Below are 26,037 nucleotides of genomic sequence, written 5' to 3'. Positions count from 1 at the left end.
CGTTATCGGAGTGTCGACGGCGAAACGCCGTTGCTTCACGGACAATGTCCGCTCAATCGGGTGGTGCGCCACCGGAGCGATTGCCACCCGAACGGGGCGTACCCACTCCGGCACCGGCCTTCGGCGCGCCGTCCTTCTTGCCACTGCTTCCCCCGTTGCCCTGCACGACCGGTGACGGTGCCTCAAAGGCCTCCAACGCGGACAGCACATCCTGCACCCGAGAGATCTCGGTGTTGATGTCCTTGCGCCGGCGCACCAGCTCGTCCAACTCCCGGCGACCCTCGTCGGTCACGCGCTGCGCCTCGGCCCGTGCCTCGGACAGCAGTCGCTCGGCCTCCTCTGCCGCCTGGGAGAGCTGCTCCTCCGCTCCCTCGTCGGCCCGCCGCAGTCGCTTCTCGGCCTGCTCGGAGGCGGCTTCGAGCTGCTGCTCGGCCTCCTCCTGAGCGGACTTCAGCCGCTCCTCCGCCTCGGTGCGCAGTTTGTCGGCGCGCGCCGTGGAGTCGGCGAGCTTCTGGTCCGCCTCCTTGAGCAGGCCCTCGGCCTTGCGGACCGCGGAGATCCGGACCTTGCCGGCCTCCGCCGATGCCTCCGAGGTGAGCTCGGCCGCCTTCTCCTCGGCGTCGGAGACCAGCTTCGCCGCCTTCGCCTCGGCGTCGGCGACCGCCTTGGCGGACTGCTCCTCGGCCTCGGTGAGCTGCTCCTGAGCCGCCGTCACCAGGGTGTCCACCCGCTCGCCGGCCGACTTCATGGCCTGCGCGTTCTCCTTGCGGGCCCGCTCGTGCAGCGCCTCGATCTCGGCATCGGTGCGCTCGCGGAGCTCCTCCGCCCGCTCGCGGACCGCGGTGGCGTCCCGACGGGCCTCGGAGAGCAGCGCGTCGGCGTCCGCCCTCGCTCGCTCGACCTCGCCCTGCCCGGCCGCCTCGCCGGCGGCGGTGAGCCGCTCGGCCTCCTTGCGGGCGGCCGCCACCATCGCGTCGGCCTGCTCCTCGGCGGCGGCGGTGGTGGCCAGCGCGGTGGCCTGGGCGTCCTCGCCCAGCGACTCGGCGTCCGCGAACGCCCGCTCCAGCACCGACTTGGCCTGCTCCCGGGTGGCCCGGTCGAACTGCTCGGCGGCCTCCCTGGTCTCCCGGTCGTACGCGTCGGCCCGGCTCCGGGTGGCGTTCTCGTAGTCCTCCGCCAGGGTGCGGGTGGCCAGCGCGTACTCCTCGGCCTCGGCCCGCAGCGCGGCGGCGAAGTCCTCCGCCTCGGCGACGGCGGCCGCAGCTCGCTCGTCCGCGTCGTGAGTGGTCTGCCTGGCCTGCGCCTCGGCCTCCGCGCGGCACTGCTCGGCGAAGCCCAGCGCGTCCGCCCGCTCGGCCTCCGCCTCGGCCCGCAGCCGCTGGTCGTACGCCTGCGCCTCGGCCCGCTGCTGCCCGATCTCGGCGGCGGTCCGCTCGCGGTCGGCGGTCAGCTCAGCTGCGGTCCGCTCGTGCAGCGCGGTGGCCTCGGCCTCGGCGGCGGCGCGCAGCTCGGCGGTCTCCCGGTCGGCGATCTCGCGCAGTTCGGCCGCTTCCAGCTCCGCCAGCTCGCGGGTCTCGGTGCTCTCCCGCTCGGCGGTGGCGCGGAGTTCGGCGATCTGCTGGGAGGCGGTCTCGTACAGACCGGCCACCGACTGCCGGGTCTCGGCGGCCTCGTCCTCGGCGGCGGAGACCAGCTCGGCCGCCTTGCGTTCGGCCGTGGACCGGAGCTCGGCGATCTCGGCGGTGGCCTCGGTGCGCAGCTCGCCGACCTCGGTGACGGCGGTGGCGGCCCGCTCCTGCGCCTCGGCCAGCTCCCGGGCGGCCTCAGCGCGCAGCTCACCGGCCTCGGCCTCGGCGGCGGCGCGGAGTTCGGCCGTCTCGGCGGCCGTCCGCTCGGTCAGTTCGGTGGTCTCGGCGGCGACCCGGGCGCGCAGCGCGGTGGTCTCGGCCTCGGCGGTCGCCCGGAGTTCGGCGGCCTCGGCGGCGGTCCGCTCGGTCAGCTCGGCGCTTGCGGCCTCGGCGGCGGCGCGCAGCTCGGCGGTCTCCCGCTCGGCGGCGGCGCGCAGTTCGGCGGCGGCGGTGCCGGCCTCGGTCCGCTCGGCCCGGGCGGCGGTCAGCAGGTCGGCGGTCTCGCGCTGCTCACGCTCCAGCGCGGCACTCGCCTCGGCCCGCTCGCGGCGGCTCTCCTCGCGCAGGGCGTTGGCATCGGCCTCCGCCTCGCCACGCTGCTGGAGAGCCCAACTCTCGGCTCCGGCACGGTGGTTGTCGGCCCACTCGGCGGCCTCGGTACGGGTCGCCTCGGCGGTCTCCCGGGCCTCGGCGGCCAGCTGCTCGGCGGCGGCCTGCGCCTCGGCGCGCACCCGCTGGTCGAACTCGGTTGCCTCGCGGCGCAGTTCGGCGGTCTCCCGCTCGGCGGCGCCCCGGTTCTCGGCGGCGGCGGCCTTCGCCGAGGTGATCGCGTCCTGGCCCTGCTGCTCGGCTCCGGCGACCAGCTTCTCGGCCTCGGCCCTGGCCCTGGCGAGCGTCTGCTCGGCCCGGCCCTGGGTCTCCACGGCCTGCGCCTCGGTCTGCTCGCGCAGCCGCTCCACCTCGGCGGCCGCACCCGCGCGCAGCTCGTCCGCGTCGGTCTTGGCCTTGGTGAGCAGCTCCTCGGCGGTCTTCGCGGACTCCTCGATCCGGAGCACCGCCTGCCGCCGGGCCTCGCTCTCCACCCGCTCTGCCTCGGCGGCCGCCCGGGTGCGCAACTCCTCGGCCTCGGCCCGGAGTTGGGCAGCCTCGTCGTGGGCCTGGCGGATCTGCTCGCGGAGTGCGGCGGCATCCTCCAGCGCGGCGTTCTGGGCCTGCTCCATCGCGGCCCTGGCCTGCTCGCGCAGCTGCCCGGCCTCGGCGTCCGCCTCGGCCAGCAGTCGCTCTGCCTCGGCGCCGGCCGCCGCCACGGTGGCCTCGGCCTCGGCCCTGGCCCGGGTCACCGCCTCGTCGGCCTGCTTGGCGGCCTTGACCAGGTGCACGGTGGCGTCCTTGGCCCCCTCGGCCCGGCCGGCTTCCCGGGCCTCGGCGGCCAGCTGCTCGGCGGCGGCCTGTGCCTCGGCACGCAGCGCGGCGATCTCCTGCTCGGCCTCGGCCCGCAGCGCGGCGATGGTCGCCTCGGCCTCGGCCCGCAGCTGGGCCGCGACGCTCTCGGCCGCGCCGCGCAGCCGCTCGCTCTCCTCGGCGGCGGCGGCCCTGGCGGCCTCCGCCTCGGCCTTGGCGTTGGCGGCGTCGGCCTTGATCCGGTCGGTCTCCTTGGTGGCGGTGGCCACCATCCGGGCGATCTCGGCCTTGGCGGTCTGCGAACGCTGGTCGCTGGCGGCCTCGCCGTCGGCGACCAGCCGCTGCACCGCGGCCTCCGCCTCGATCTGCAGCTGCTCGGCGGCGGCCTCGGCGCGGGCGCGCAGCTCGGCGGCCTCCTGCCGGGCCCGCTCGGCCTCGGCCAGTGCCTCGGTACGCAGCCGCTCTATCTCCGCCTGAGCCTGGTCCAGCGCCTCGGTGGCGCGCTGCTGGTCCTCGGCGGCCTGCTGCTTGAGCTGGGTGATCTCGGCCTGGGCCACCGCGAGCTGCTGGTCGGCAGCGGCCTGCGCGCCGGCCAGCTGCTGCTGGGCCTCGCCGGTGACCGCCTCGGCCTGCGCGTTGGCCTGCTGGGCCTGCTCGGAGGCGGCCCTGAGCAGTCGCTCGGCGTCGTTCTGCGCGCGGACCAGCGCGGCTTCCACGGCGGCCTGCGCCTCGCCCCGGGCGGCGTCCACGTCGGCGGCGGTCTGCGCGCGGGCGTGGTCGGCCAGTGCGGCGGCCTCGGCGCGGGCGGCGGTGACCATCCGCTCGGCCTCGGCGCGGGCTTCCTGGAGCAGCCGCTGGGACTCCTGCTCCGTCCCTGCCCTGGTCTGCTCGGCCCAGGAGACGTTCTCGTTGACGTGCCGTTCGGCGCTGCGGCGGAGCTCGGTCAGCTCGTCGTCCAGCTGGCGCCGGCGAGCGGCGAGCTCGGCCTCCAGCCGGGCGGTGCGCTCGGCGGCCTCGGCCATCAGGCGCTGGGTGGCCGCCTGCGACTCGCGGAGCTGGCGCTCGGCGTCCGCGCGGAGCTGCTGGGCCTGCATCTCGGCGTTGTGCAGGAGCTGCTCGGCCTGCCCGGAGACGGAGTCGAAGGCGCGCGGCTGGGAGAGCTGCCGACGGGATTCGTGCAGCTTGGCCCGGAGCACCTCCACCTGGTAGGCGAGGTCCTCGGCATGCTGGACGGTCTTGTCCCGCTCCTTGCGAGTCCGATCCATCTCGGCCTCGAACTGGGAGAGGTGATCGTCAGCCTCGTAGCGGTCGTTGCCCCGCACTCCGCGGTCCCATCCATCTCCTGGTCGCGTCCTCGACCCGGCCGGCCGGTAACCCCACCGTGGGGCCGGATCAGCTGGTCCTTGCAGCCGTGGCGGGTGCCACGGTCGGAGCCGTCGGCCACCGGCGCGCGACGAACTCGCGCTCCGCCGTCCGAGTGGACTCCTGAGCGAACTCTTGCCTGTGGAGAATGGTGACAGATCCGGACCACAGCTCTACAGCCGCGCCCGGTTGGTGGACTCCCCTTGTGCCGGGATCAGCCCTTGCTGTCCCCGCCACCGGCCGTGCCCGCCGGACCGGTCCTCCCCGGAGCTTTGCGCACTTCGGCATTGTAGTGTGCGCGGCCCGCAGGGGAATGGGCGAGTGCCGGTTTTCCAAGGTTACCGACGGGTCGTGGGCGGGGCCTGCGTCTCAAGCCCCGCTTGGGGCGGGGCTCACAGCCCCGCCCGTGGCGTCAGTGCCCGGTGGTCGCCGAGGTGACCAGCTCGGTCAGCACGCCGCCACAGTCCTTCGGGTGCAGGAAGGTGATCCTGGATCCCATCGAGCCGATCCGGGGCTCCTCGTACAGCACCCGGACGCCCTTGGACTTGATGTCGGCCGCGTCGCCGTCCACGTCCGCGGTGCCGAAGGCGATGTGGTGCACGCCCTCGCCGTTCTTCGCCAGCCACTTGGCGACCGTGGAGTCCTCCCGGGTCGGCTCCAGCAGCTGGAGGTAGGAGGCGCCGCCGTCGCCGGTGTCGTTGATCTTCAGCATCGCCTCGCGGACGCCCTGCTCCTCGTTCACCTCGCTGTGGAAGACCTCGAAGCCGTAGGTGGCGCGGTAGAACTCGACGGTCTTGTCCAGGTCGAAGCAGGCGATCCCGATGTGGTCGATGCGGGTCAGCACGGCTGGCCTCCGGGAGGAGTGAGGGGTTTGAAGGGTGGGTACCAGTGCAGCGCACGGAGTTGAGGCAGCGCCAGCATGCCGCGTGCGAGCCTGCTCACAATTCACCCAAGCTGCGCTGACACGGTGTTGACCAGGCAGTGACACGTGCCGCTGATCACACCTCGGCTCCGGTGACGCACGGGTTACGGGTCAGTACATTGAGCCGCGTCCCCACACCCTCATGGCCTTGACGCGCGAAGGGGCTCGTCTCATGACTACTTCAGTGATCGTCGCTGGTGCCCGAACCCCGATGGGCCGGCTGCTCGGCTCGCTCAAGGGATTCTCCGGTGCCGAACTCGGCGGCTTCGCGATCAAGGCCGCGGTCGAGCGGGCCGGTCTGACCCCCGATCAGATCCAGTACGTGATCATGGGTCAGGTGCTCCAGGCCGGAGCCGGCCAGATCCCCGCCCGCCAGGCCGCGGTCAAGGCCGGCATCCCGATGAACGTCCCGGCGCTGACCATCAACAAGGTCTGCCTCTCCGGTCTGGACGCGATCGCGCTGGCCGACCAGCTGATCCGCGCGGGTGAGTTCGACATCGTGGTCGCGGGCGGTCAGGAGTCGATGACCAACGCCCCGCACCTGCTGCCGAAGTCCCGCGAGGGCTTCAAGTACGGCGCGATCGAGATGCTCGACTCGATGGCCCACGACGGTCTGACGGACGCCTACGAGGGCATCCCGATGGGCCAGTCGACCGAGACCCACAACACCCGGCTCGGCATCGGCCGCGAGGTCCAGGACCAGCTGGCTGCGCTCTCGCACCAGCGCGCCGCCGCCGCGCAGAAGAACGGCGTCTTCGACGCCGAGATCGTCCCGGTCGAGATCCCGCAGCGCAAGGGCGACCCGGTCGTCTTCAGCCAGGACGAGGGCATCCGCGCCGAGACCACCGTGGAGACGCTCGGCAAGCTGCGCCCGGCCTTCGCCAAGGACGGCACCATCACGGCCGGCACCGCCTCGCAGATCTCCGACGGCGCCGCCGCGGTGATCGTGATGAGCAAGGCCAAGGCCGAGGAGCTGGGCCTGAGCTGGATCGCCGAGATCGGCGCGCACGGCAACGTCGCGGGCCCGGACAACTCGCTCCAGTCGCAGCCGTCCAACGCCATCAAGCACGCCCTCTCCAAGGAGGGCATCGGCGTCGAGGACCTCGACCTGATCGAGATCAACGAGGCTTTCGCGGCCGTCTCGCACCAGTCGATGAAGGACCTCGGCGTCACCGAGGACAAGGTCAACGTGAACGGCGGCGCGATCGCGCTCGGCCACCCGATCGGGATGTCCGGCGCCCGCGTGGTGCTGACCCTGGCGCTGGAGCTCCAGCGCCGTGGCGGCGGGGTCGGCGCGGCCGCGCTCTGCGGCGGTGGCGGCCAGGGCGACGCACTGATCGTCCGGGTGCCGAAGGCCTGACCAGCTGACGTACTGTCGGGGCCGCCGGACGATGCCGTCCGGCGGCTCTGTCCTTAGCGAGACCGAGGAGCAACGCGCATGATCGACGTCCCCACGCTGGTCGAGCAGGCCCGGGAGGGGCGCCCGCGCGCCGTGGCGCGGCTGATCTCGCTGGTGGAGAACGCCGCCCCGCAACTGCGGGAGGCGATGGCCGCGTTGGCCCCGTACACCGGGCAGGCGTACACGGTCGGGCTGACCGGGTCGCCCGGTGTCGGCAAGTCGACCTCGACCTCCGCGCTGGTCTCCGCATACCGGCGGCTCGGCAAGCGGGTCGGCGTGCTGGCGGTCGACCCCTCCTCGCCGTTCTCCGGCGGGGCGCTGCTCGGTGACCGGGTACGGATGCAGGAGCACGCCACCGACCCGGAGGTGTTCATCCGCTCGATGGCCACCCGGGGGCACCTCGGGGGGCTGTCCTGGACGGCGCCGCAGGCCCTGCGGGTGCTGGACGGGGCCGGCTGCGAGGTGATCCTGGTGGAGACCGTCGGGGTCGGCCAGTCCGAGGTGGAGGTGGCCGCCCAGGCCGACACCACCGTGGTGCTGCTCGCCCCCGGCATGGGGGACGGCATCCAGGCGGCCAAGGCCGGAATCCTGGAGATCGGCGACGTCTTCGTGGTCAACAAGGCCGACCGGGACGGCGCGGACGCGACCGCGCGCGAGCTCAACCACATGCTCGGCCTCGGCGAATCGCGCGGGGCGGGGGACTGGCGGCCGCCGATCGTGAAGACCGTGGCCGCCCGGGGCGAGGGCATCGACGAGGTGGTCGAGGCCCTGGAGAAGCACCGGGCCTGGCTGGCCGAGACCGGCGAACTCGCGGTCCGCCGGCGGCGGCGGGCGGCGGACGAGATCGAGGCGATCGCCCTCTCCACCCTCCGGGCCCGGATCGGCGACCTGCACGGTGACCGGCAGCTGTCCGCCTTGGCGGAACGCGTCGCTGACGGCACGTTGGACCCGTACGGAGCAGCGGACACGCTCGTCGCAGGTCTCACACGGGCTTAGGTTGCACTATCCAGGGGCTCGGGGAACTGCGAGGAGATCTGGCGCCGGGGGTCACATGCGAAAGTGCCTGGCCACCTACGCGCGGATCACCTTTTATGAGGCTGGCGTCGCAGTTCCCCGAGCCCCTGTCTTCGAACCGTTTGCCCGAGCCGTCAGCTTCTTCCCCGCAGGCTGCGGAGGTGGTCGGCGACCGGGGCGAGGGCCGCGTAGAGGGTGTCGATCTGCTCGGGGGTGAAGCGGTCGATGAAGTGGTGGCGCACCGAGCGGACGTGGTCGGGGGCGACCTTCTGCAGGATGTCCCAGCCGTGTTCGGTGAGGTGGGCGTAGAGGCCGCGGCGGTCGCCCGGACACTCCTGACGGAGTACCAGGCCGGCGTTCTCCATCCGGGTGATCTGGTGCGAGAGCCGGCTCTTCGACTGGAGGGTGGCGGTGGCCAGGTCGGTCATCCGCATCCGCCGGTCGGGGGATTCGGAGAGCACGACCAGGATCTCGTAGTCGTTGTTGGCGAGGCCGTGCGGCTGGAGCTCCCGGCCGAGCTGGTAGTCCAGCAGGTGGCTGACCTCCAGGTGGGCACGCCAGAACTGCTGCTCCTTGGCGGAGAGCCAGGGGGTCTCCCCCTCCGCCGAGGACGACGGGGAGGAGACCGCTGCGGGGGTGTCGGCGGGGGTGTCCATGGCAACACTATAGCCGAGGTTGTTAAAAGTTATACAATTAGACGAACCGGTCCGCCTACAGGCCGAAACGGCGTCCGATGTCGCCGAGATTCCCCAGCCCGGGGACGTTCACGTTGGGCAACTGGCTCTGGCCGTGGCCCTGCTGCTGCGGCACGCCGTACCCGCCGCCGGGGACGCCGGCCTCCTGGTGCACCAGGCCGACCGAGCGCTCGGCCATCAGGGTCTCACTGGACTGGATCAGCACCGTGCCGGCCCCGATGAACTCGAACTGGTGCTCCTCACCGGAAGCCCCGCCGAGCCCGGTCAGCTGGCGCAGCCCGCCGAGCACGCCGTGCATGTAGCCGTGGTCGTAGTGGTGGCAGGGTGCGGGGCAGTCGGCCCAGCCGACCAGGGCCTGCGGGTCGACCCGGATCGGCGGCTCGACGAAGTGCACCGGGCCGTTCGAGGCGGCCACGAACTTGCCGGTCCCGATCAGGGTGAGGAAGCCCGGGATGATCGACTGCTTGAGCGCCAGGGTCGGTTCGAAGGCCAGCAGGTTCCCCGAACGGACCGTCAGGTTGCCGTTCTCCAGGTCGTACGAGTTGAGGTCGAAGGCCCGGTCGGCGAGCAGCAGCTTGCCCCGGCCCTCGGCCACCACCCAGTCGGTGGCGTGCAGCGGGGAGTTGAAGTTGCGGCCGAGTGCGCGGTCGATCGAGCCGTGGCCGATGCCGGAGAAGCGGACGTCGCCGTAGTAGGCGATCATCTTCCCCTTCTGCAGGTAGTACGGGCCGTTCAGGTCGACCGAGAAGGCGTACGGGTTGACGTTGTCGTTGACCGGCAGGCTGTGCGCGTCGTGCACCTGCGGGCCCTCGGGGGCGCCGTAACCGGGCTGCGGCGGCTGTGCCGGGTACTGCTGCTGGGGGGCGCCGTAGCCGGGCTGCGGCGGGTAGCCAGGCTGCTGCTGCGGATACCCCGGCTGCTGCGGCGGGTACTGAGGCGGGTAGGACATCAGAGCTTCTCCTCGCTCGCCTGGACGTACACCACACCGTTGCCGGAGAGCTCCAGCTGGAACGCCTCGCCGGAGCCGCGTCCGACCATGTCGCGCCAACCCACCGACGTGGACAGCTTGTTCTGGACCTGGCCGCGGTGCGCGACGTACGCCTGCGGGTCGACGTGCACCGGCTGGTTCGGGGTGATCGGCAGCTCGACGAAGCCGCCGTGCGCCATCACCGCGACCGAACCCTGGCCGCTCAGCTGGGTGGTGAACAGGCCCTGTCCGCTGACCTGGCCGCGCACCATGCCCATCACGCCGCCCTGCGAGCCGAGGAAGACGGTGGTCTGCCGGAGCGTGCCGTCGAAGGCGAGCAGCCGGTCGGCCTCGACGTTCAGGGTGTCGCCGGTGAGTTCGATGATCTGGATGTGGTGGCCGCCGTGGCCGAAGAGCACGGTGCCCTGGCCCTCGACGGTCATCAGCGGGACGTCCTCGTTGGCCACCCGGCGGCCGATCATGCCCATCACGCCGCCCTGACCGCCGGTCAGGTTGGGGGTGAACGCGACCTCGCCGGTGTAGGCGATCATCGAACCGCGCTGGCTGAAGATCCGCTGCCCGGAGAAGACCTTGGCCTCGATCAGCTTGCTGTTGATCTTGGTGAACGGCATCAGACGTCGCCCCCGAAGGTGAGCCGCTCGGACGGCTGGATGTAGACCAGGCCCTCGCCGGTGAACTCCACCTGCATCGCCTCGCCACCGCCCTCGCCGATCAGCGTGGTCCAGCCGCCGCCGGACTTCAGCGCGCGGTTGAGGTTGCCGGTGTGCGCGACGTACGCGCCCGGGTCCACCCGGAGCGGCTGCCCCTGGGAGACCCGGAGGATGATCGCCGGGCCCTTGGAGGTGAGCGCCGCCCAGCCGTGCCCGTCCACCTTGGTGGTGAACAGGCCGGTGCCGGAGGCCATCCCGTTCAGGCCGGTGAAGCTGGTGCCGGTCTGCAGGCTGCCCTCGGTGCAGAGCAGGTTGTCCGCCTCGACGAACAGCGTCTCGCCGTTCAGCCGTACGAGGTTGACCTCGGTGGCCCGGTCGGCGAAGAAGCAGGTGCCCTGCCCCTGGACCTCCATGACCTCCATCTGCTCACCCGTCAGCCGACGGGTGACCATGCCGCGCAGGCCGTTGCCACCGCCGCTGAGCTTCTTGAAGTTCATCTGGCCCGTGTACGCAACCATGCATCCGTTGCGGGCCTTGACCGCGTCGCCCGTCATGTCGACGGCGAGCACCTTTGATCCCTGGAGTCGAAACTGAGCCACGCGGTGACCATAGCGGCCGCTGCCCGGGTGCCGGGAGAGGGTGGCGGCCACTGGTACACATCCGGTACACACCCCGGGCGCCGGTGGCAGGTAAAGGAAGGGTCATAATGGGTGGCCGGTTTGTGCGCCGGTTCACAAGCCAGTCGATACCTGTAGTGAGGTTCCGTCGTGAAGAGCAGTGCTGTCCACCGTCTGCGCCTCGTGTCCGCCCCCGAGGGTCTGTCCTTCCTGCTGCTGCTGGTCTGCTCGGTGCTCAAGCGCACCACCGACTTCAACGCGGTGCCGGTGATGGGCATGGTGCACGGCGTCCTCTTCGTGCTGTACGTGGTCTTCCTCGCGCTGGCCTGGCAGAAGCAGCGCTGGGACGCCAAGCGCGGCGCGATCCTGTTCGTGCTCTCGGTGCTGCCGTTCGGCGGCTTCGTGGCCGAGCGGATGCTGGCCAAGGAGGAGCGCGGCGAGTACCCGGCCGCCGGGCAGCCCGCCACCGCCTGACGCACCCGACACGAAAGCCCGGGCCTCCCCTCCGAGGGGCCCGGGCTTTCGCGTGTCAGGAGACGGGGTGTCAGTTGACGTTGACCCCGGCCCAGGCGGCCGCGACCGCGTTGTACTCGACGCTGCCCGCGCCGTACAGGTCCGCCGCCGCGCTGAGGGTGCCGGTACGGGCGCCCGCGTAGTTGGTGGTGGAGGTCCAGTACACGGTCAGCGCGCGGTACCAGATCGCCGCGGCCTTGTCCCGGCCGATGCCGGTCAGGGTCGAGCCGTTGCTGGTCGGGCTGTTGTAGCTGACGCCGTTGATGGTCTTGGCGCCGCTGCCCTCGGAGAGCAGGTAGAAGAAGTGGTTGCCCGGGCCCGAGGAGTAGTGCACGTCGACCGAGCCGACGCCGGAGTACCAGGCGTCCGCCGAGCCGCCGTCCTTGGAGGGCTTGTCCATGTAACGGAGCGGCGTGCCGTCACCGTTGATGTTGATCAGCTCGCCGATCAGGTAGTCACCCTTGTCGGACGCGAGGTTCGCCGAGAACTCGACCATGGTGCCGAAGATGTCCGAGGTGGCCTCGTTGAGGCCGCCGGACTCACCCGAGTAGTTCAGGCCGGCGGTGTTGGAGGTGACGCCGTGCGTCATCTCGTGGCCCGCCACGTCCAGCTCGGTCAGCGGGTGGGTGTTGGAGGCACCGTCGCCGTACGTCATGCAGAAGCACTGGTCGCTCCAGAACGCGTTGACGTAGCTGCGTCCGTAGTGCACCCGGCTGAAGGCGCCGACACCGTCGTTGCGGATGCCGAGGCGGCCGAACGAGTTCTTGTAGAAGTCCCAGGTGGCCGCTGCGCCGAACTGGGCGTCCACGGCGGCCGACTGGCTGCTGGAGACCAGGCCGGTGCCCCAGACGTTGTCGGTGTCGGTCAGCAGGGTGCCGTTGCCCGAGGTCTTGTTGTTGAGCGTGGTGGTGTACATGTTGCCCCGGCTGGGGTCCTTCAGCTGGTACGTGCCGCTGGCGGAGTTGGTGGTCAGCGGGACCGAGCCGACGAACACGCCCTTGCCGGTGCCGGAGGCGGCGGCCGCGAGGTACTGCTCGTGGGTGGAGAGCACCTCACCGGTGGCGGCGTCGGTGACCAGCTTCTGGGCGCTGGGTATGCCGCTCTCGCGGACGCCCTCGACGACGGTCTCGTAGGCGAGACGCGGGGTGCCGGAGGTGGCCCAGATCACCAGCTTGGCGGGGGTCGAGCCGGTGACCTCCTTGATCGGGCTCTCGTCCTCGTCGATGGTCAGGCCCACGGTGGCCTGCACGGCGCCGGTGGCCTGCTTGGCCGCCTTCTCGGCCGGCACGGACGGGGTCAGGCTCGGCAGCGCGATGGTGGCCTCGGCGGCCTTGTCCACCGAGGTGACCTTGCCGACCGGGTTCAGGTGCGCGACCAGGTCGCCACCGACCACCGGCAGGCCGGCGTAAGTGCGCTCGAAGCGCAGGTGCTTGGCGCCGTTGGCGTCCACCACGGCGTCCTTGGCGACCAGCGCCTCCGAGGCGCCGAGGCCGGCGGCCTTGGCCACGGTCGTGGCGTACGACTGGGCGAGGGTCTTCAGCTCGGCGCGCTGCAGGGTGGAACCCTTGCTGCTCGCGGGAACGGGGGCGGCCTGGGCCGTTCCGACGCTGACCTGGATGGCACTGGCGAGGATCACAGTGGCCGAGAGGGCGGCGCCGACAGTCAGCTTTCGCTTCACGTGCAGGTTCCTTCCGAAGATCAACCGCGTGTGCGCGGTCGCACCTCACTCCGTGGCACCAGGGGTTAGTGCCGTCGGGGCGGAGCGGATGCTGACGTGCTGCTCCGTGCGGTCAAGCGACATCGGGCCGGAGTGGTGGGGCGGCCGATGTCGTTACGGGGCTGGCCAGAAGCATGACAATGCACATGGTGAAATGACAGGTCTCGGCTCAGAGTTGGCCAGCTCCCGCCAGCTCGGCACGCTGTGTGATGGCCTGATCGACTCCGTGGCATAACCGACAAAACGGTCAAAACCCGGCGCGGAAGCGGAGTTTCGACGCGAACGGAACCTGAACAACCGTCGAAAATCGGCAACTGTCCAGACCAATACGAAGATTGCGGCAGTGTTTCGGTGGATTGCTGTCCTGGTATGTACCAGAAACGACGCTGGCGGGACCTCGCCAGACCGTGCTCTTGATCGTCCTGCCGGGTACCTGCTAGCAACGCCGCAGCCGGGCCCCCGACCTGGGGACCCGGCTGCGGCGCGCTGCTGCGAGGGCGTCAGTTGACGTTGACTCCGGACCAGGCGGCCGCGACCGCCTTGTACTCGGTGCTCGCCGTGCCGCCGTACAGGTCGGACGCTGCCTTCAGGGTGGCGGTGCGCGCGGCCTTGTAGTTGGTGGTGGAGGTGAAGTAGACGGTCAGCGCGCGGTACCAGATCGCGGCGGCCTTGGCACGGCTGATGCCGGTCAGGGTCGAGCCGTTGGAGGTCGGGCTGTTGTAGCTGACGCCGTTGATGGTCTTGGCGCCGCTGCCCTCGGAGAGCAGGTAGAAGAAGTGGTTCGCCACGCCCGAGGAGTAGTGCACGTCCACGTTGCCGACTCCGGAGTACCAGGAGTCCTTGGACGCACCGTCCTTGGAGGGCTTGTCCATGTAGCGGAGCGGCGTGCCGTTCCCGTTGATGTTGATCTTCTCGCCGATCAGGTAGTCACCCGGGTCGACCGACAGGGCCGCGGACCACTCGACCATGGTGCCGAAGATGTCCGAGGTGGCCTCGTTCAGACCGCCGGACTCGCCGGAGTAGACCAGGCCGGCGGTGTTGGCGGTGACGCCGTGGGTCATCTCGTGGCCGGCCACGTCGATCGAGGTGAGCGGGTGGGTGTTGGAGGCGCCGTCGCCGTACGTCATGCAGAAGCAGGAGTCGCTCCAGAACGCGTTGACGTAGTTGCTGCCGTAGTGCACCCGGCTGACCGCACCGACGTTGTCGTTGCGGATGCCCAGGCGGTTGAAGCTGTTCTTGTAGTAGTCCCAGGTCGCCACCGCGCCGTACTGGGCGTCCACCGCGGCCGACTGGATGTTGGTGGCCAGCCCGTTGCCCCAGACGTTGTCCGCGTCGGTGAACAGCGTGCCGCTGCCCGAGGTGCCGCCGGCCAGGCCGACGGTGCGGGTGTTGCCCCGGGTCGGGTCCTTCAACTCGTAGGTGGAGCCCGTGTAGTTGGTGGTCAGGGTGACCGAGCCGACGTGCACGCCCTTGCCGCTGCCGGTGGCGGCCGCCGCGAGGTACTGCTCGTGCGTGGAGAGCACCTCGCCGGTCGCCGCGTCGGTGACCAGGTTCTGTGCACTCGGGACGCCGCTCTCCCGGATCCCCTCGACCACCGTCTGGTAGGCGAGTCGCGGGGTGCCGGACTGGGCCCACACCACCAGGACCGGGCTGCCGGTGCCGGTGACGGCCTTGAGCGGCGACTCGTCCTGGTCGATGGTCAGGCCGACGGTGGCCTGCACGGCGCCGGTGGCCTGCTTGGCCGCCTGGTCGGCCGGCACGGCGGGGGTCAGGCCGGGCAGGGCGATGGTGGCCTCGGCGGCCCGGTCGATCGAGGTGACCTTGCCGTTCGGGGCCAGGTGCGCGACCAGGTCGCCACCGATCACGGAGAGGCCGGAGAAGGTGCGCTCGAAGCGCAGGTGCTTGGCGCCGGAGGCGTCGATCACGGCGTCCTTGGCGACCAGCGTCTCGGAGGCACCGAGACCGGCGGCCTTGGCCACGGCCGGAGCGTACGACTGGGCCAGCGCCTTGAGTTCGGCGCGCTGGAAGGTGGAGCCCTTGCTGCTCACCGGGGTCGGCGCTGCCTGGGCGGTCCCGGCGCCGATCTGGATGGCGCTGGCGAGGATCACCGTGGCGGAGAGTGCGGCTCCGACTGTCAGCTTTCGCTTCACGTACGGGTTCCTTCCGGGAATCAACCGCGTGTGCGCGGTCGCACCTCGCTCCGGGGCACCAGGGGTTAGTGCCTGCGGGGCGGAGCGGATGCTGACGTGCTGCTCCGTGCGGTCAAGCGGCATCCGGCCGGATGTGGGTGGGGCGGCCGGTGCCGTGACGGGGCTGGCCAGAAGCATGACAATGCACATGGTGAAATGACAGGTCTCGGCCCAGAGTTGGCCAGCTCCCGCCACCGGGCCGGGCTCCGGGGATGGCCGGATCGTCCGCATGGAAACTCCGGCATATCCCTCGGAATCGGGCGGCGGTGGCGGACTTCGACGGTATTCGATTCGGCCCGATGGTCGAGATCCGGCAACTCGCTTGAGCAGTAAGGAAGTTGTCGAACCGGTGAGTGGCCTGACTGTCCCGGTATGCCCCGCAATGGGCGGTGGCGGGACTCCGCCAGGACGCCCCCTTGTCCGCCATCGTGGACACCTGCTACCCGCCGCCGGGGCCGCCGGTACGGTGGAGGGGTGGCCAAGCCCCTAGCTCTCGAATTCGACCCGATCGCCCGCGCCGATGAACTCTGGACCAGCCGCTGGGGCGGAGTTCCCTCGATGTCGGCCATCACCTCGGTGATGCGCGCCCATCAGATCCTGCTCGGCCGGGTGGATGCCGTGGTCAAGCCGTACGGGCTGACCTTCGCCCGGTACGAGGCGCTGGTGCTGCTCACCTTCAGCCGGACCGGCGAGCTCTCGCTCTCCAAGATCGGCGAGCGGCTGATGGTGCATCCGACCAGCGTCACCAACACCGTCGACCGGCTGGAGCGGGCCGGCCTGGTGGCCCGCCGCCCCAATCCGCTGGACGGTCGCGGCGTGCTGGCCGCGATCACCGACCGGGGCCGGGAGGCGGTCGAGCAGGCCACCCGGGACCTGATGGCGATGGACTTCGGCCTGGAGGGCTACGACGAGGAGCAGTGTCGGCAGATCTTCGACGTGCTGCGGCCGCTCCGGGTGGCGGCGGGCGACTTCCGGCAGTGACCGCCCTGTGCGCGGGGCGCCCGGTAAGGGCGGTTACCCTCGATGCCATGAAGCAGAGTGTGCTGACCCGCTACCGGGCCCTGGCGTATGTCACGGGCGTTCTCCTGATCCTGCTGACCCTCGGCGTGATCGGGAAGTACGCGCTGGACGTCTCGGGTGCGGCCGCCTTCACCCAGGTGGTGAGCGTTGCGCACGGCTGGCTCTACGTGGTCTACCTGGTGCTGGCCTTCGACCTCGGCTCGAAGGCCAAGTGGCCGATGGGCAAGCTGGCCTGGGTGCTGCTGGCCGGCACCATCCCGACCGCCGTGTTCTTCGTCGAGCGCAAGGTGTCCCGCGAGGTGGCCCCGCTGATCGTCGACGCGGAGCCCGTCCGGGCCTGACCCGCCGTCACGCCGAGAGAGGCGCCCCTCCCGACACGGGAGGGGCGCCTCTCCGTCTTCGGGCCACCATCGACAGATACTAGGACGTCCGAGTAAATTGACAGCACCCAAGCAGTAACTGGTCCCGCACCCACAAGGCAGCGGCCGCAACGGAGTGGAGTCGGAGTCTGATGGACGCCGAGGAGATCGAGGCCGGCCGTGCTCGCTGGCAACAGCGGTACGACAAGGCCCGAAAGCGTGAGGCCGACTTCACCACCCTGAGCGGTGACGAGGTGGAGCCGATGTACGGCCCGCCCGCCGGGCAGCCGTACGAGGGCTTCGAGCGGATCGGCTGGCCGGGGGAGTACCCCTTCACCCGCGGCCTGCACGCCACCGGCTACCGGGGGCGGACGTGGACCATCCGCCAGTTCGCCGGCTTCGGCAACGCCGAGCAGACCAACGAGCGCTACCGGATGATCCTGGACTCCGGCGGTGGCGGCCTCTCGGTCGCCTTCGACATGCCGACCCTGATGGGCTACGACTCCGACGACGCCAAGTCGCTCGGTGAGGTCGGCCACTGTGGCGTGGCGATCGACTCCGCCGCCGACATGGAGGTGCTGTTCCACGGCATCCCGCTCGGCGAGGTCACCACCTCGATGACGATCAGCGGCCCGGCGGTGCCGGTGTTCTGCATGTACCTGGTGGCGGCCGAGCGCCAGGGCGTCGACCCGGCGGTGCTCAACGGCACCCTGCAGACCGACATCTTCAAGGAGTACATCGCGCAGAAGGAGTGGCTGTTCGCTCCCGAGCCGCACCTGCGCCTGATCGGCGACCTGATGGAGTACTGCGCGACGGGCATCCCCGCGTACAAGCCGCTCTCGGTCTCCGGCTACCACATCCGGGAGGCCGGGGCCACGGCCGCGCAGGAGCTCGCCTACACGCTGGCGGACGGCTTCGGATACGTGGAGCTCGGGCTGTCCCGGGGCCTCGACGTCGACGTCTTCGCGCCGGGGTTGTCGTTCTTCTTCGACGCGCACCTGGACTTCTTCGAGGAGATCGCCAAGTTCCGTGCCGCGCGCCGGATCTGGGCCCGCTGGATGAAGGAGCGGTACGGCGCGAAGACCGACAAGGCGCAGTGGCTGCGGTTCCACACCCAGACGGCGGGTGTGTCGCTGACGGCCCAGCAGCCGTACAACAACGTGGTGAGGACGGCCGTCGAGGCGCTGTCGGCCGTGCTCGGCGGCACGCAGTCGCTGCACACCAACGCGCTGGACGAGACGCTCGCGCTGCCGAGTGAGCAGGCGGCGGAGATCGCGCTGCGGACCCAGCAGGTGCTGATGGAGGAGACCGGCGTCGCCAACGTGGCCGACCCGCTGGGCGGTTCCTGGTACGTCGAGGCGCTGACCGACCGGATCGAGCAGCAGGCCGAGGCGATCTTCGAGCGCATCCTGGACAAGGCGACGGACGGCCACCCGATCGGGCCGATGACCTCGGGCATCCTGCGCGGGATCGAGGAGGGCTGGTTCACCGGGGAGATCGCGGAGGCCGCCTTCGCCTATCAACAGGGTGTGGAGAAGGGCGAGAAGCGCGTGGTCGGCGTCAACTGCCACCCGCGCAGCGTCACCCCCGCGCTGGAGATCCTCCGGGTCAGCCACGAGGTGGAGCGCGAGCAGGTCAGGACGCTGGCGGCGCGGAAGGCGGCGCGGGACGAAGCGGCGGTGCAGGCCGCGCTGGCGGAGATGCTCGCCGCTGCGCGGTCGGGGGAGAACATGATCCCGCCGATGCTCACCGCCGTCCGCGCGGAGGCCACACTCGGGGAGATCTGCAACGCGCTCCGCGACGAGTGGGGGATTTACCGCGAGACCGCGATGTTCTGAGGTTGTTGAGGGGCTCGGGTCACGAAAGTGCCTGGCCGTTTACGTGGGTGCAGCGCTTGCTGAGGTTGGCGTCGCAGTTCCCCGAGCCCCTACCTTCCGAAGGTGAGTCGGAATTGGGCGCCGCCGCCCGGGGCCGCTTCGGCGGTGAGGGTGGCCCCGTGCGCTCTGGCGATCTGTTGGGCCATGGCGAGGCCGAGGCCCGAGCCCGGGAGGGCGCGGGCGGCGGAGGCGCGGTAGAAGCGGTCGAAGACGTGTGGGAGGTCTTCGGGGGTGATGCCGGGGCCGTGGTCGCGGACGGTCAACTCGTGGGTGGTGAGGGCGACTTCGACCGGGCCGCCGGGTGGGCTGAACTTGGCCGCGTTGTCGAGCAGATTGCCCACCAGGCGGGCCAGCCGGGCCGGTACGCCGTCCAGGGTGACCTCGCTGCCGGTCAGGTCGAACCGGATGCCGGGCCAGTGCCCGCGTGCGGTGTCCACGCAGTGGGCCACCAGCGGCCCGAGCCGGACCGTCTCGACCAGGGCCTGGGGTTCCTCGTCCCGGGCCAGTTCGATCAGGTCGTTCACCAGGCCGGTGACCGCGCGCAGCTGTCGTTGCAGACCGGTGGTCGCCCGGGCCCGCTGCTCAGGCGTCAACTGCTCGACCCGGCCGAGGAGTTCGGCGTTGGTGCGGAGGGCGGTCAGCGGGGTACGGAGTTCGTGCGAGGCATCCGCGACCAGGCGGCGGCGGGCGGTGACGGACTGCTCCAGTTCGCCGAGCATGGTGTTGAACGCCCCGGCCAGCCGGGTCACTTCGTCCTCGCCCCGGCCCTGCGGCAGGTCGATCCGGACGGTGGCGTCCCGGGTCTCGGCGATCCGTTCGGCGGTCGCGGTCAGCCGGGCCACCGGGGCCAGCCCGGTACGGGCCACCGCGTAGCCGAGCCCGCCCGCCAGCAGGATGCCGGCGCCGGCCACCACCGCCATCAACTCCCCGGCCTGCCGGACACCTTGCTGCACGGTGTCGGACCGCAGCGCGACCTGTACGGCCTGCCCGGGGCCGAAGCGGGTGGTGAGCATCCGGGCCGGATGGCCGCTCACCGTGACGTCGGAGTAGTACGCGGCCCGCTGCCCGGCCGCGACCTGCCGGGTGGCGGGGGTGACCGGCAGCAGGTACGGGACGCCCGGGTCCTCGGCGGGCCTGGCGGGGACGATCTGGGTGCAGGCCGGGGCGGCCAGGTAGCCGCACTCGCCGTAGACGGTCTGCGGGCCCTGGCCCCGGTACTGCTGCTGGACCAGAGTGGCGTGCTGGGTGAGGTTCAGGTCGAGCTGGTGCACCAACTCGTAGCGGATGATGGTGAAGGCGGCGGCGCAGACCCCGAGGGTGACCAGCGCGACGGCGGCCGAGGTGGCCAGCGCCAGCCGGGTCCGCAGCGGCCTGCGGCGACGCCAGCGGGCGTGGGTGCTCATGGGGTGTCCAACCGGTAACCGACGCCGTGCACGGTGTGCACCAGCCGGGGTCCGCCGCCGGCCTCCAGCTTCCGGCGCAGGTAACCGACGTACACCGCCAGCGAGTTGGAGTCCGGCCCGAAGTCGGCACCCCAGACCCGGTCCATGATCAGCTCGCGCGGCAGCACCTGCCCCGGGTGCTGCAGCAGCAACTCCAGCAGCGCGAACTCGGTGCGGGAGAACTCCACCGCCCGGCCCGCCCGGCGGCCGGTCCGGCTGACCGGATCGACCGTCAGATCGGCGAAGGCGTAGGCACCTTCGGGCTCCGCAGGGGCGGCCCGACGGAGCAGGGCGCGCAGCCGGGCGGTCAGCTCGTCCAGCGCGAACGGCTTGACCAGGTAGTCGTCGGCGCCCGCGTCCAGGCCGTCCACCCGGTCGCTGACCGAGCTTCGGGCGGTCAGCACCAGGATCGGAGTGCGGTCACCCAGCGCCCGCAGGCGGCGGCAGACCGCCAGCCCGTCCAGCACTGGCATCATCACGTCCAGCACCAGGGCGTCCGGCTGCCAGGCCATCAGTTCGGCCAGCCCGGCAAGTCCGTCGGGGGCGCCCCGGACCGCGTACCCGGACACCGCGAGGCCGTCCTCGACGGCGGCGCGGACCTCCGGATCGTCGTCCACCACCAGGACCTTCTGCGGGCTGCTCATGCGGACAAGCATCGCAAATGCGGCTATTAGAACTCTCTTACTACGCCTCGTCAGGCTCTGGTGTCATGACAGAACAGAGCTTGTCGGTGGTGATAGGTGCGGGCGGCACGGGTGGTCACATCTACCCCGGCCTCGCGTTGGCCGAGGCGCTGCGCCGGGCAGACCCGGGGGCGGAGATCTCCTTCGTCGGTACCGAACGCGGCCTGGAGACCGAGCTGATCCCGGCCGCCGGGTACCGGCTGCACACCGTGGACATGATCCCGTTCGACGCCTCGCTCGGCCTGCGCCGCTACCTGCTGCCCGCTGCGCTGCTGAAGTCCGGTGTGCAGTGCCGGGAGATCCTCCGGGCGCAGCGGGCCCAGGTCGCGGTCGGGATGGGCGGCTATCCGAGTGCCCCGGTGATCGTCGGCGCCCGGCTGGCCGGGCTGCCCAGCGTGGTGCACGAGTCCAACGCGGTGCCCGGCCGGGCCAACCGGTTCGCTGCCCGGCTCACCCCGCACCTGGCGCTGGCCTTCGACCGGACCAGGGACCACCTGCCGTCCGGGGCGGACGCCGAGACGGTCGGCATGCCACTGGTCGGTGCGGTGGCCGGGCTCGACCGGGTGGCCCTGCGGGCCGAGGCCCGGGTCCGGCTCGGGGTGCCGCCGGGCGCGCGGCTGCTGCTCTTCAACGGCGGCAGCCTGGGCGCGGCCCGGCTCACCGAGGCGGCCCTCGGACTGGCCGAGCGGTGGCGGGCCCGCTCCGACGTCCGACTGCTCGTCAAGACCGGTCCGGCCGCGCTCGACGCGGTACGTGAGCGGCTCGGCGCCAACCCGGTGGCCGAGGCCGTCCCCTACCTGGACCGGATGGATCTCGCGTACGCCGCCGCCGACCTGGTGGTCTGCCGGGCCGGTTCGGCCACCGTGGCCGAGCTGGCCAGCGTCGGCGTACCGGCCGTGCTGGTGCCGTACCCGCACGCACCGCACGACCACCAGACCCACAACGCCCGGGTGCTCACGGACGCCGGGGCCGGGCTGCTGCTGCCCGACGCCGAGTGCACCACCGCCCGGCTGGCCGCGCTGGTCGAACCGCTGCTGGCGGACCCGGCGCGGCTGGCCGTGATGGGTCGGGCCGCCGACCCGGGGACGCACGCCGAGGCGGCGGACCTACTGGCGGCAAAGGTGCTGCGGACGGTCCGTCAGCACCAGCACGAGACGAGGAGTGCGGCATGAACGACTGGACCGGCAAGCGGGTCCTGGTGACCGGCGGAGAGGGCTTCATCGGCTCGACCCTGGTGGACCTGCTGGTGGAGCGCGGCGCCGAGGTGCGTGCGCTGGTGCACTACAAGCCGTACGCCGAGCGCGGGTACCTGGCGGCTCATCTGAGGACCGGTCAGGTCGAGATGCTCGCGGGCGACGTCCGGGACGCGGGCCGGGTGCAGGACGCGGTGGCGGGCTGCGACACGGTCTTCCACCTGGCCGCACTGATCGGCATCCCGTACAGCTACCAGTCGCCCGAGGCGTACGTGCAGACCAACGTGGTCGGCACCCAGAACGTCGCGGCGGCCTGCCTGCGGCACGGCGCCCGGCTGGTGCACACCTCCACCAGCGAGGTGTACGGCACGGCGATCACCGCGCCGATCAGTGAGCAGCACCCGCTCCAGCCGCAGTCGCCGTACTCGGCCTCGAAGATCGGCGCCGACATGGCGGCGCTCTCCTACTGGCACGCCTTCGAGCTCCCGGTCTCGGTGGTCCGCCCGTTCAACACCTACGGTCCCCGGCAGTCGGCCCGTGCGGTGATCCCCGCCATCCTGGCCCAGCTGCACTCCGGCGCCCGGCAGATCAAGCTCGGCTCGCTCACCCCGACCCGGGACTTCACGTACGTCAGCGACACCGCCGAGGGCTTCCTGGCCGCAGCCCTGGCCGACCGCGCGGTCGGCCAGGTGCTGAACCTGGGCACCGGCACCGAGATCTCCATCGGGGAGCTGGCCGGGCAGCTGATCGCCGCCTCCGGCCGGGACGCCGAGGTGGTGGTCGACCCGTCGCGGCTGCGGCCCAGTGGCAGTGAGGTGGAGCGGCTGCTCTCCGACAACACCAGGGCCCGCGAACTGGCCGGCTGGCAGCCCCGGGTGTCCCTCACGGATGGCCTGCGCCACACCTCGGAGTGGGTCGCGGCCAACCTGGACGCCTTCGCCCCGGACCGCTACCAGGTCTAAAGGCACACGCTTGGGTGGCACACGCCAGGGGCTCGGGGCTCTGCTGACTTGCGGCTCCGCCGCGGGGCGCGGAGGTCTGGTGTTCGGGTCACTGCGAAAGTGCCTGACCATTCACGACGGATCACCTTGTACGAGGTCGGCGTCGCAGTTCCCCGAGCCCTTGGTGGTGGCTGGCTGAGCGCCTGTCAGAAGGCCGGGCAGGGGGTGGAGGAGGAGGGAGGTGAAGCGGTGGATCCACTCCGGGGTGACGGGTTCGCCGCTGACCAGCATCCGGTGTTCGACGGTGCCGGCGATGGTGTCGAAGATGATCGCGATCTCCTCGGCGGCGGTCACCTCGTCCCGGTCGGGGCCGAGTTCGCCGCGGCGCTGGGCGTTCGCCCGGCCCCGCTGGACCAGGTGCTTCTGCGGGTCGACGATCCGTTCCCGGATGCGGCGGCGGAGCTGTGGGTCCCGGGAGCCCTCGGCGAACAGGGCGAGCAGGGCGGCCTGGGTCTCCGGGCGGGCCAGCAGCTCGGCGAAGCTGAGCACCACGGCCTCGATATCGGCCCGCAGGCTGCCGAGGTCGACGATCTCGAGCTCGTCGAAGAGGCAGGCCACCGCGTCCACCACCAGCTCGTTCTTGGACGGCCAGCGGCGGTAGAGGGTGGTCTTGGCGACGCCGGCCCGGGCCGCGACGTGACCCATGGTCAGCCCGCCCCAGCCGAGTTCGGCCAGTGCGGCGCGAGTGGCGTCCAGGATCGCGAGGTCGGCGGCGGCACTGCGGGGCCGGCCCTTGCCGCGGGCGGGCGCGGGCGCGGCCGGGGCGGTGGGGGCAGAGGCGGTGGGCTGCCGGGTGGTGGGGGCCACCGAGCCTCCTTGCGGTTTACCTGCGAGTAACTTGAGCTGCACACGGTAGCGACATACCGGCGGTAGTGGGAGCCGGAAGGTCCCCGAAAGTGGGGCAGCTCACGTCCTCGGTTGCCCGGAAGGGCTTGCGGCACCTGCCCCGGATGCAGATACGCTACGACTCGTAGCGAATAGAGCGACAACCACGCGCCGACCCAGGGATCGGGTGGGCGCGGGGCGCGGATGGGGATCCGCGCCGGACTCCTTCGACTACCGGGGAGGTGACTCCCGCCGACGCCGGACCGGAAAGCCCCCGAGCCTTTCCCGGCGGTTGGCACACGTCACTGGTGCGGACGGGGGAGGATAGTGCCATGCAGCCACGGAATTCAGGTCTCAACAGCTCCGCCCTGCGCGGCGCGGTCGATCTCGCCGCAGTGAAGGCGGCTGGTGAGGCCGCACAGAAGGCCGAGCAGGCCAGGGTCGAGCGGGCCCGCCAGGCCGCCGCCGCAGAGGCGGACGGCGTCGCCCTGCCCACCGTCTCGTACCCGCTGGTGCTCGACGTCGACGAGGACACCTTCGAGGCCGAGGTCGTGCAGCGCTCGGCCGAGGTGCCGGTCGTGGTCGACTTCTGGGCCGAGTGGTGCGGGCCGTGCAAGCAGCTCAGCCCGATCCTGGAGCGCCTCGCCGAGGAGTACGCGGGCCGGATCGTGCTCGCCAAGATCGACGTCGATGCCAACCAGCTGATCGCCCAGCAGTTCGGCATCCAGGGCATCCCGGCCGTGATGGCCGTGGTGGCCGGCCAGCTCGTCCCGCTGTTCCAGGGAGCCGAGAACGAGGCCAACGTCCGCAAGATCATCGATCAGTTGATCGCGGTGGCCGAGCAGCGCTTCGGCATCGTCGGCGGTGCCGGTGCGCCCGAGGGCCAGGCCCCCGCCGCCACGCTGCCGCCGGAGGACCCGGCGCTGGCGGCCGCGCACGACGCGCTGGACCGGGGCGATCTGGGCGGCGCCGTCCAGGCGTACCGGAACGTGCTGGCCGACCAGCCCGGCAACGCCGAGGCCAAGCTCGGCCTGGCGCAGGCCCAACTGCTGTACCGGGTCGAGCAGTTCGACCCGGCGGCGGTCCGGGCGGCGGCGGCCGGCGATCCGAAGGACGTCGCGGCCCAACTGGACGCGGCCGATCTCGATCTGGTGGGCGGTCATGTCGAGGACGCTTTCGGGCGCCTGGTGGACACCGTGGGCCGGACTTTCGGCGAGGACCGGGACACCGCCCGGCTGCGGCTGCTGGAGCTGTTCGAGGTGATCGGCACCGAGGACCCGAGGGTCGGCGCGGCCCGGGCCGCACTGGCCCGCGTCCTGTTCTGAACGCCCAGTGCTGGCACGGCCGATGACCTGCGGTGCCGTGGGTGATTTGGCGACAATGCGCGCGGATTCGTGGGCCTTTATCAAATCTTGACCACACCCTCTCCTCATCACCATCGGTGACGAGGAGAGGGTGTTTCGCTGGTGTTGCCACGGAGTTTCCGAACTGACTACCCGCCAGATTGTCACTCTCCGTGAGAAATCACCGGATTTCATGATCGACGGTTACTGATGTTGGATTACTCGTCAGTAACGAACCTCTTGTACTTCGCCTGGGATTCAAGCACGATCGGCGACGCCCGGTCCTCTCCCCAGAGGTCCCCACCGGGTGGCTGCCGGCTCCGGTCGGCGGCTGAGGGCAGGGGGGTATCCGCAGATCCCAGAAAAGCGGGTCCTGTCCCTTTCCGGCCGCGCACCCCTGCGTGGCCGTAGGTTGTCGCCGCTATTGAGGACGTTGCTCTCTCCCATCCCAGCCTGGCCGGCGCGGGACGCGCCGGGAACGGCCGGAGATGTACGTCCCAGAAGGAGGACTCGCATGTCCCAGACTTTCGGCAAGACCCGCTGGAAGCGCTTCGCGCTCGTGATGGTCCCCGGCATCGCCGCCACCGCGGCCATCGGCGTGAGCCTCGCGAGCAACGCGCTGGCCGCCTCGTTCAGCGTCTCGGGCCAGGACTTCAAGGTCACCACCTCGCGCCTGGAGGGCACCAACTTCGCCCAGTTCGGCGGGGTCGACTTCGAGGTCAACGGCACGCCGCACCCGATCGCGATCTCGACCTTCGACGAGGCCACGATCAACAACATGTGCCAGTCGGTGAAGACCAACCTCGGTCCGCTCGGCGACTGGACCCTGGTGCTGAACGCCGGTGGCGACCCGGCCAAGCCGGTCACCGCCAAGAACCTGATCCTGGACGTGTCCGAGCTCAAGGCTGACGCCGAGTTCAAGAACATCAACATCGGCCAGGACGCCTCCACCCTCGGGCACAAGGACGGCGACGCGGTCGACCTGGTCCGCAAGCAGGGCAAGCTGCCCACCGGTGCCCGGGGCTTCGCCCAGGCCGCCGACACGGCCATCCTGACCGACGTCAAGCAGACCGCGTGGGCCACCACGGCGGGCAGCTTCAAGCTGAACGGCCTGAAGCTCAACATCAAGAAGGGCTCGGGCGCGGGCATCGAGTGCTACATGCCCGAGGCCGGCTGACGGTCCGTCCCCGGACGACCTG

21 protein-coding genes are annotated in these 26,037 nt (G+C 71.2%); 10 read left to right on the top strand and 11 right to left on the bottom strand.

The annotated features are described in order from the left end of the window. Window positions 1-52 precede the first annotated feature (52 nt). Window positions 53-4,351 (bottom strand): hypothetical protein, encoded by a 4,299-nt coding sequence (locus ASC99_RS00155; RefSeq protein ID WP_057226783.1) that lies wholly within the window; start codon window positions 4,349-4,351, stop codon window positions 53-55. A gap of 452 nt (window positions 4,352-4,803) precedes the next feature. Beyond that, window positions 4,804-5,235, bottom strand: coding sequence for a methylmalonyl-CoA epimerase (mce, locus tag ASC99_RS00150; RefSeq protein WP_057226780.1), 432 nt, complete (start codon window positions 5,233-5,235; stop codon window positions 4,804-4,806). A 250-nt stretch (window positions 5,236-5,485) separates the two neighbouring features. On the opposite strand from mce, the gene ASC99_RS00145 reads away from it, so the two are divergent. Further along, window positions 5,486-6,673, top strand: coding sequence for an acetyl-CoA C-acetyltransferase (locus ASC99_RS00145; protein WP_082597967.1), 1,188 nt, complete (start codon window positions 5,486-5,488; stop codon window positions 6,671-6,673). A gap of 78 nt (window positions 6,674-6,751) precedes the next feature. After that, window positions 6,752-7,708, top strand: a complete 957-nt coding sequence (meaB, locus tag ASC99_RS00140) for a methylmalonyl Co-A mutase-associated GTPase MeaB (RefSeq protein ID WP_057226773.1) — start codon at window positions 6,752-6,754, stop codon at window positions 7,706-7,708. A gap of 152 nt (window positions 7,709-7,860) precedes the next feature. On the opposite strand, the gene ASC99_RS00135 is transcribed toward meaB, so the two are convergent. From ASC99_RS00135 to ASC99_RS00120, 4 genes are read right to left on the bottom strand one after another with little or no spacing between them, the layout of a single operon-like run. Continuing rightward, window positions 7,861-8,382 carry a MarR family winged helix-turn-helix transcriptional regulator gene (locus tag ASC99_RS00135; RefSeq protein WP_057226770.1) on the bottom strand — a complete coding sequence of 174 codons (522 nt, stop codon included), beginning with the start codon at window positions 8,380-8,382 and terminating at the stop codon, window positions 7,861-7,863. A 55-nt stretch (window positions 8,383-8,437) separates the two neighbouring features. Then, window positions 8,438-9,370: an AIM24 family protein gene (locus ASC99_RS00130; protein ID WP_082597966.1), complete on the bottom strand. Its 933-nt coding sequence runs from the start codon at window positions 9,368-9,370 to the stop codon at window positions 8,438-8,440. Beyond that, window positions 9,370-10,020 (bottom strand): AIM24 family protein, encoded by a 651-nt coding sequence (locus tag ASC99_RS00125; protein ID WP_057226768.1) that lies wholly within the window; start codon window positions 10,018-10,020, stop codon window positions 9,370-9,372. Before ASC99_RS00125 ends, ASC99_RS00130 begins: the two co-directional genes overlap by 1 nt. Further along, entirely contained in the window at window positions 10,020-10,658 is a 639-nt protein-coding gene (locus ASC99_RS00120) for an AIM24 family protein (RefSeq protein ID WP_082598042.1), read from the bottom strand. Before ASC99_RS00120 ends, ASC99_RS00125 begins: the two co-directional genes overlap by 1 nt. 168 nt (window positions 10,659-10,826) lie before the next feature. Between ASC99_RS00120 and ASC99_RS00115 the strand changes: the two genes are divergently transcribed. Beyond that, a complete protein-coding gene (locus ASC99_RS00115) occupies window positions 10,827-11,150 on the top strand; it encodes a DUF3817 domain-containing protein (RefSeq protein ID WP_057226763.1) in 324 nt (107 codons plus the stop codon). Between the two features lie 70 nt (window positions 11,151-11,220). On the opposite strand, the gene ASC99_RS00110 is transcribed toward ASC99_RS00115, so the two are convergent. Both ASC99_RS00110 and ASC99_RS00105 read right to left on the bottom strand, forming a co-directional pair. Next, a complete protein-coding gene (locus tag ASC99_RS00110) occupies window positions 11,221-12,867 on the bottom strand; it encodes a M4 family metallopeptidase (RefSeq protein ID WP_082598041.1) in 1,647 nt (548 codons plus the stop codon). A gap of 539 nt (window positions 12,868-13,406) precedes the next feature. Next, the gene (locus ASC99_RS00105; RefSeq protein ID WP_057226757.1) at window positions 13,407-15,056 is read right to left on the bottom strand and encodes a M4 family metallopeptidase; all 1,650 of its coding nucleotides are present in this window, start codon (window positions 15,054-15,056) and stop codon (window positions 13,407-13,409) included. Between the two features lie 513 nt (window positions 15,057-15,569). Between ASC99_RS00105 and ASC99_RS00100 the strand changes: the two genes are divergently transcribed. From ASC99_RS00100 to ASC99_RS00090, 3 genes are all read left to right on the top strand, one after another. Continuing rightward, entirely contained in the window at window positions 15,570-16,076 is a 507-nt protein-coding gene (locus tag ASC99_RS00100) for a MarR family winged helix-turn-helix transcriptional regulator (protein ID WP_057226754.1), read from the top strand. A gap of 47 nt (window positions 16,077-16,123) precedes the next feature. Beyond that, entirely contained in the window at window positions 16,124-16,456 is a 333-nt protein-coding gene (locus ASC99_RS00095) for a DUF3817 domain-containing protein (protein ID WP_057226749.1), read from the top strand. Window positions 16,457-16,626: 170 nt separating this feature from the next. Continuing rightward, window positions 16,627-18,312, top strand: a complete 1,686-nt coding sequence (locus ASC99_RS00090) for a methylmalonyl-CoA mutase (RefSeq protein ID WP_057226746.1) — start codon at window positions 16,627-16,629, stop codon at window positions 18,310-18,312. Window positions 18,313-18,401: 89 nt separating this feature from the next. On the opposite strand, the gene ASC99_RS00085 is transcribed toward ASC99_RS00090, so the two are convergent. Then, window positions 18,402-19,754, bottom strand: a complete 1,353-nt coding sequence (locus ASC99_RS00085; RefSeq protein ID WP_200948253.1) for a cell wall metabolism sensor histidine kinase WalK — start codon at window positions 19,752-19,754, stop codon at window positions 18,402-18,404. After that, window positions 19,751-20,437, bottom strand: a complete 687-nt coding sequence (locus ASC99_RS00080; protein ID WP_057226743.1) for a response regulator transcription factor — start codon at window positions 20,435-20,437, stop codon at window positions 19,751-19,753. Before ASC99_RS00080 ends, ASC99_RS00085 begins: the two co-directional genes overlap by 4 nt. Before the next feature lie 65 nt (window positions 20,438-20,502). On the opposite strand from ASC99_RS00080, the gene ASC99_RS00075 reads away from it, so the two are divergent. Further along, window positions 20,503-21,648 carry a glycosyltransferase gene (locus tag ASC99_RS00075; protein ID WP_057226740.1) on the top strand — a complete coding sequence of 382 codons (1,146 nt, stop codon included), beginning with the start codon at window positions 20,503-20,505 and terminating at the stop codon, window positions 21,646-21,648. Next, on the top strand, window positions 21,645-22,631 hold the full coding sequence (locus tag ASC99_RS00070) for an SDR family NAD(P)-dependent oxidoreductase (RefSeq protein ID WP_057226735.1): 987 nt from the start codon (window positions 21,645-21,647) through the stop codon (window positions 22,629-22,631). The genes ASC99_RS00075 and ASC99_RS00070 overlap by 4 nt, the downstream gene beginning before the upstream one ends. A 111-nt stretch (window positions 22,632-22,742) precedes the next feature. Here the strand turns inward: ASC99_RS00070 and ASC99_RS00065 are convergent, their stop codons facing one another. Then, the gene (locus ASC99_RS00065) at window positions 22,743-23,477 is read right to left on the bottom strand and encodes a TetR/AcrR family transcriptional regulator (RefSeq protein WP_057226732.1); all 735 of its coding nucleotides are present in this window, start codon (window positions 23,475-23,477) and stop codon (window positions 22,743-22,745) included. A 350-nt stretch (window positions 23,478-23,827) separates the two neighbouring features. Here ASC99_RS00065 and trxA point away from each other — a divergent pair, with 350 nt between their 5' ends. Next, complete coding sequence (gene trxA, locus ASC99_RS00060; RefSeq protein WP_057226729.1) at window positions 23,828-24,820, top strand: thioredoxin; 993 nt, start codon at window positions 23,828-23,830, stop codon at window positions 24,818-24,820. 532 nt (window positions 24,821-25,352) lie between these two features. After that, window positions 25,353-26,015, top strand: a complete 663-nt coding sequence (locus ASC99_RS00055; RefSeq protein ID WP_057226727.1) for a DUF6230 family protein — start codon at window positions 25,353-25,355, stop codon at window positions 26,013-26,015. Window positions 26,016-26,037: the final 22 nt, after the last annotated feature.

Source organism: Kitasatospora sp. Root107 (genome assembly GCF_001424875.1).
GTDB lineage: Bacteria > Actinomycetota > Actinomycetes > Streptomycetales > Streptomycetaceae > Kitasatospora.
This window is presented reverse-complemented; position numbering and strand designations above follow the sequence as displayed.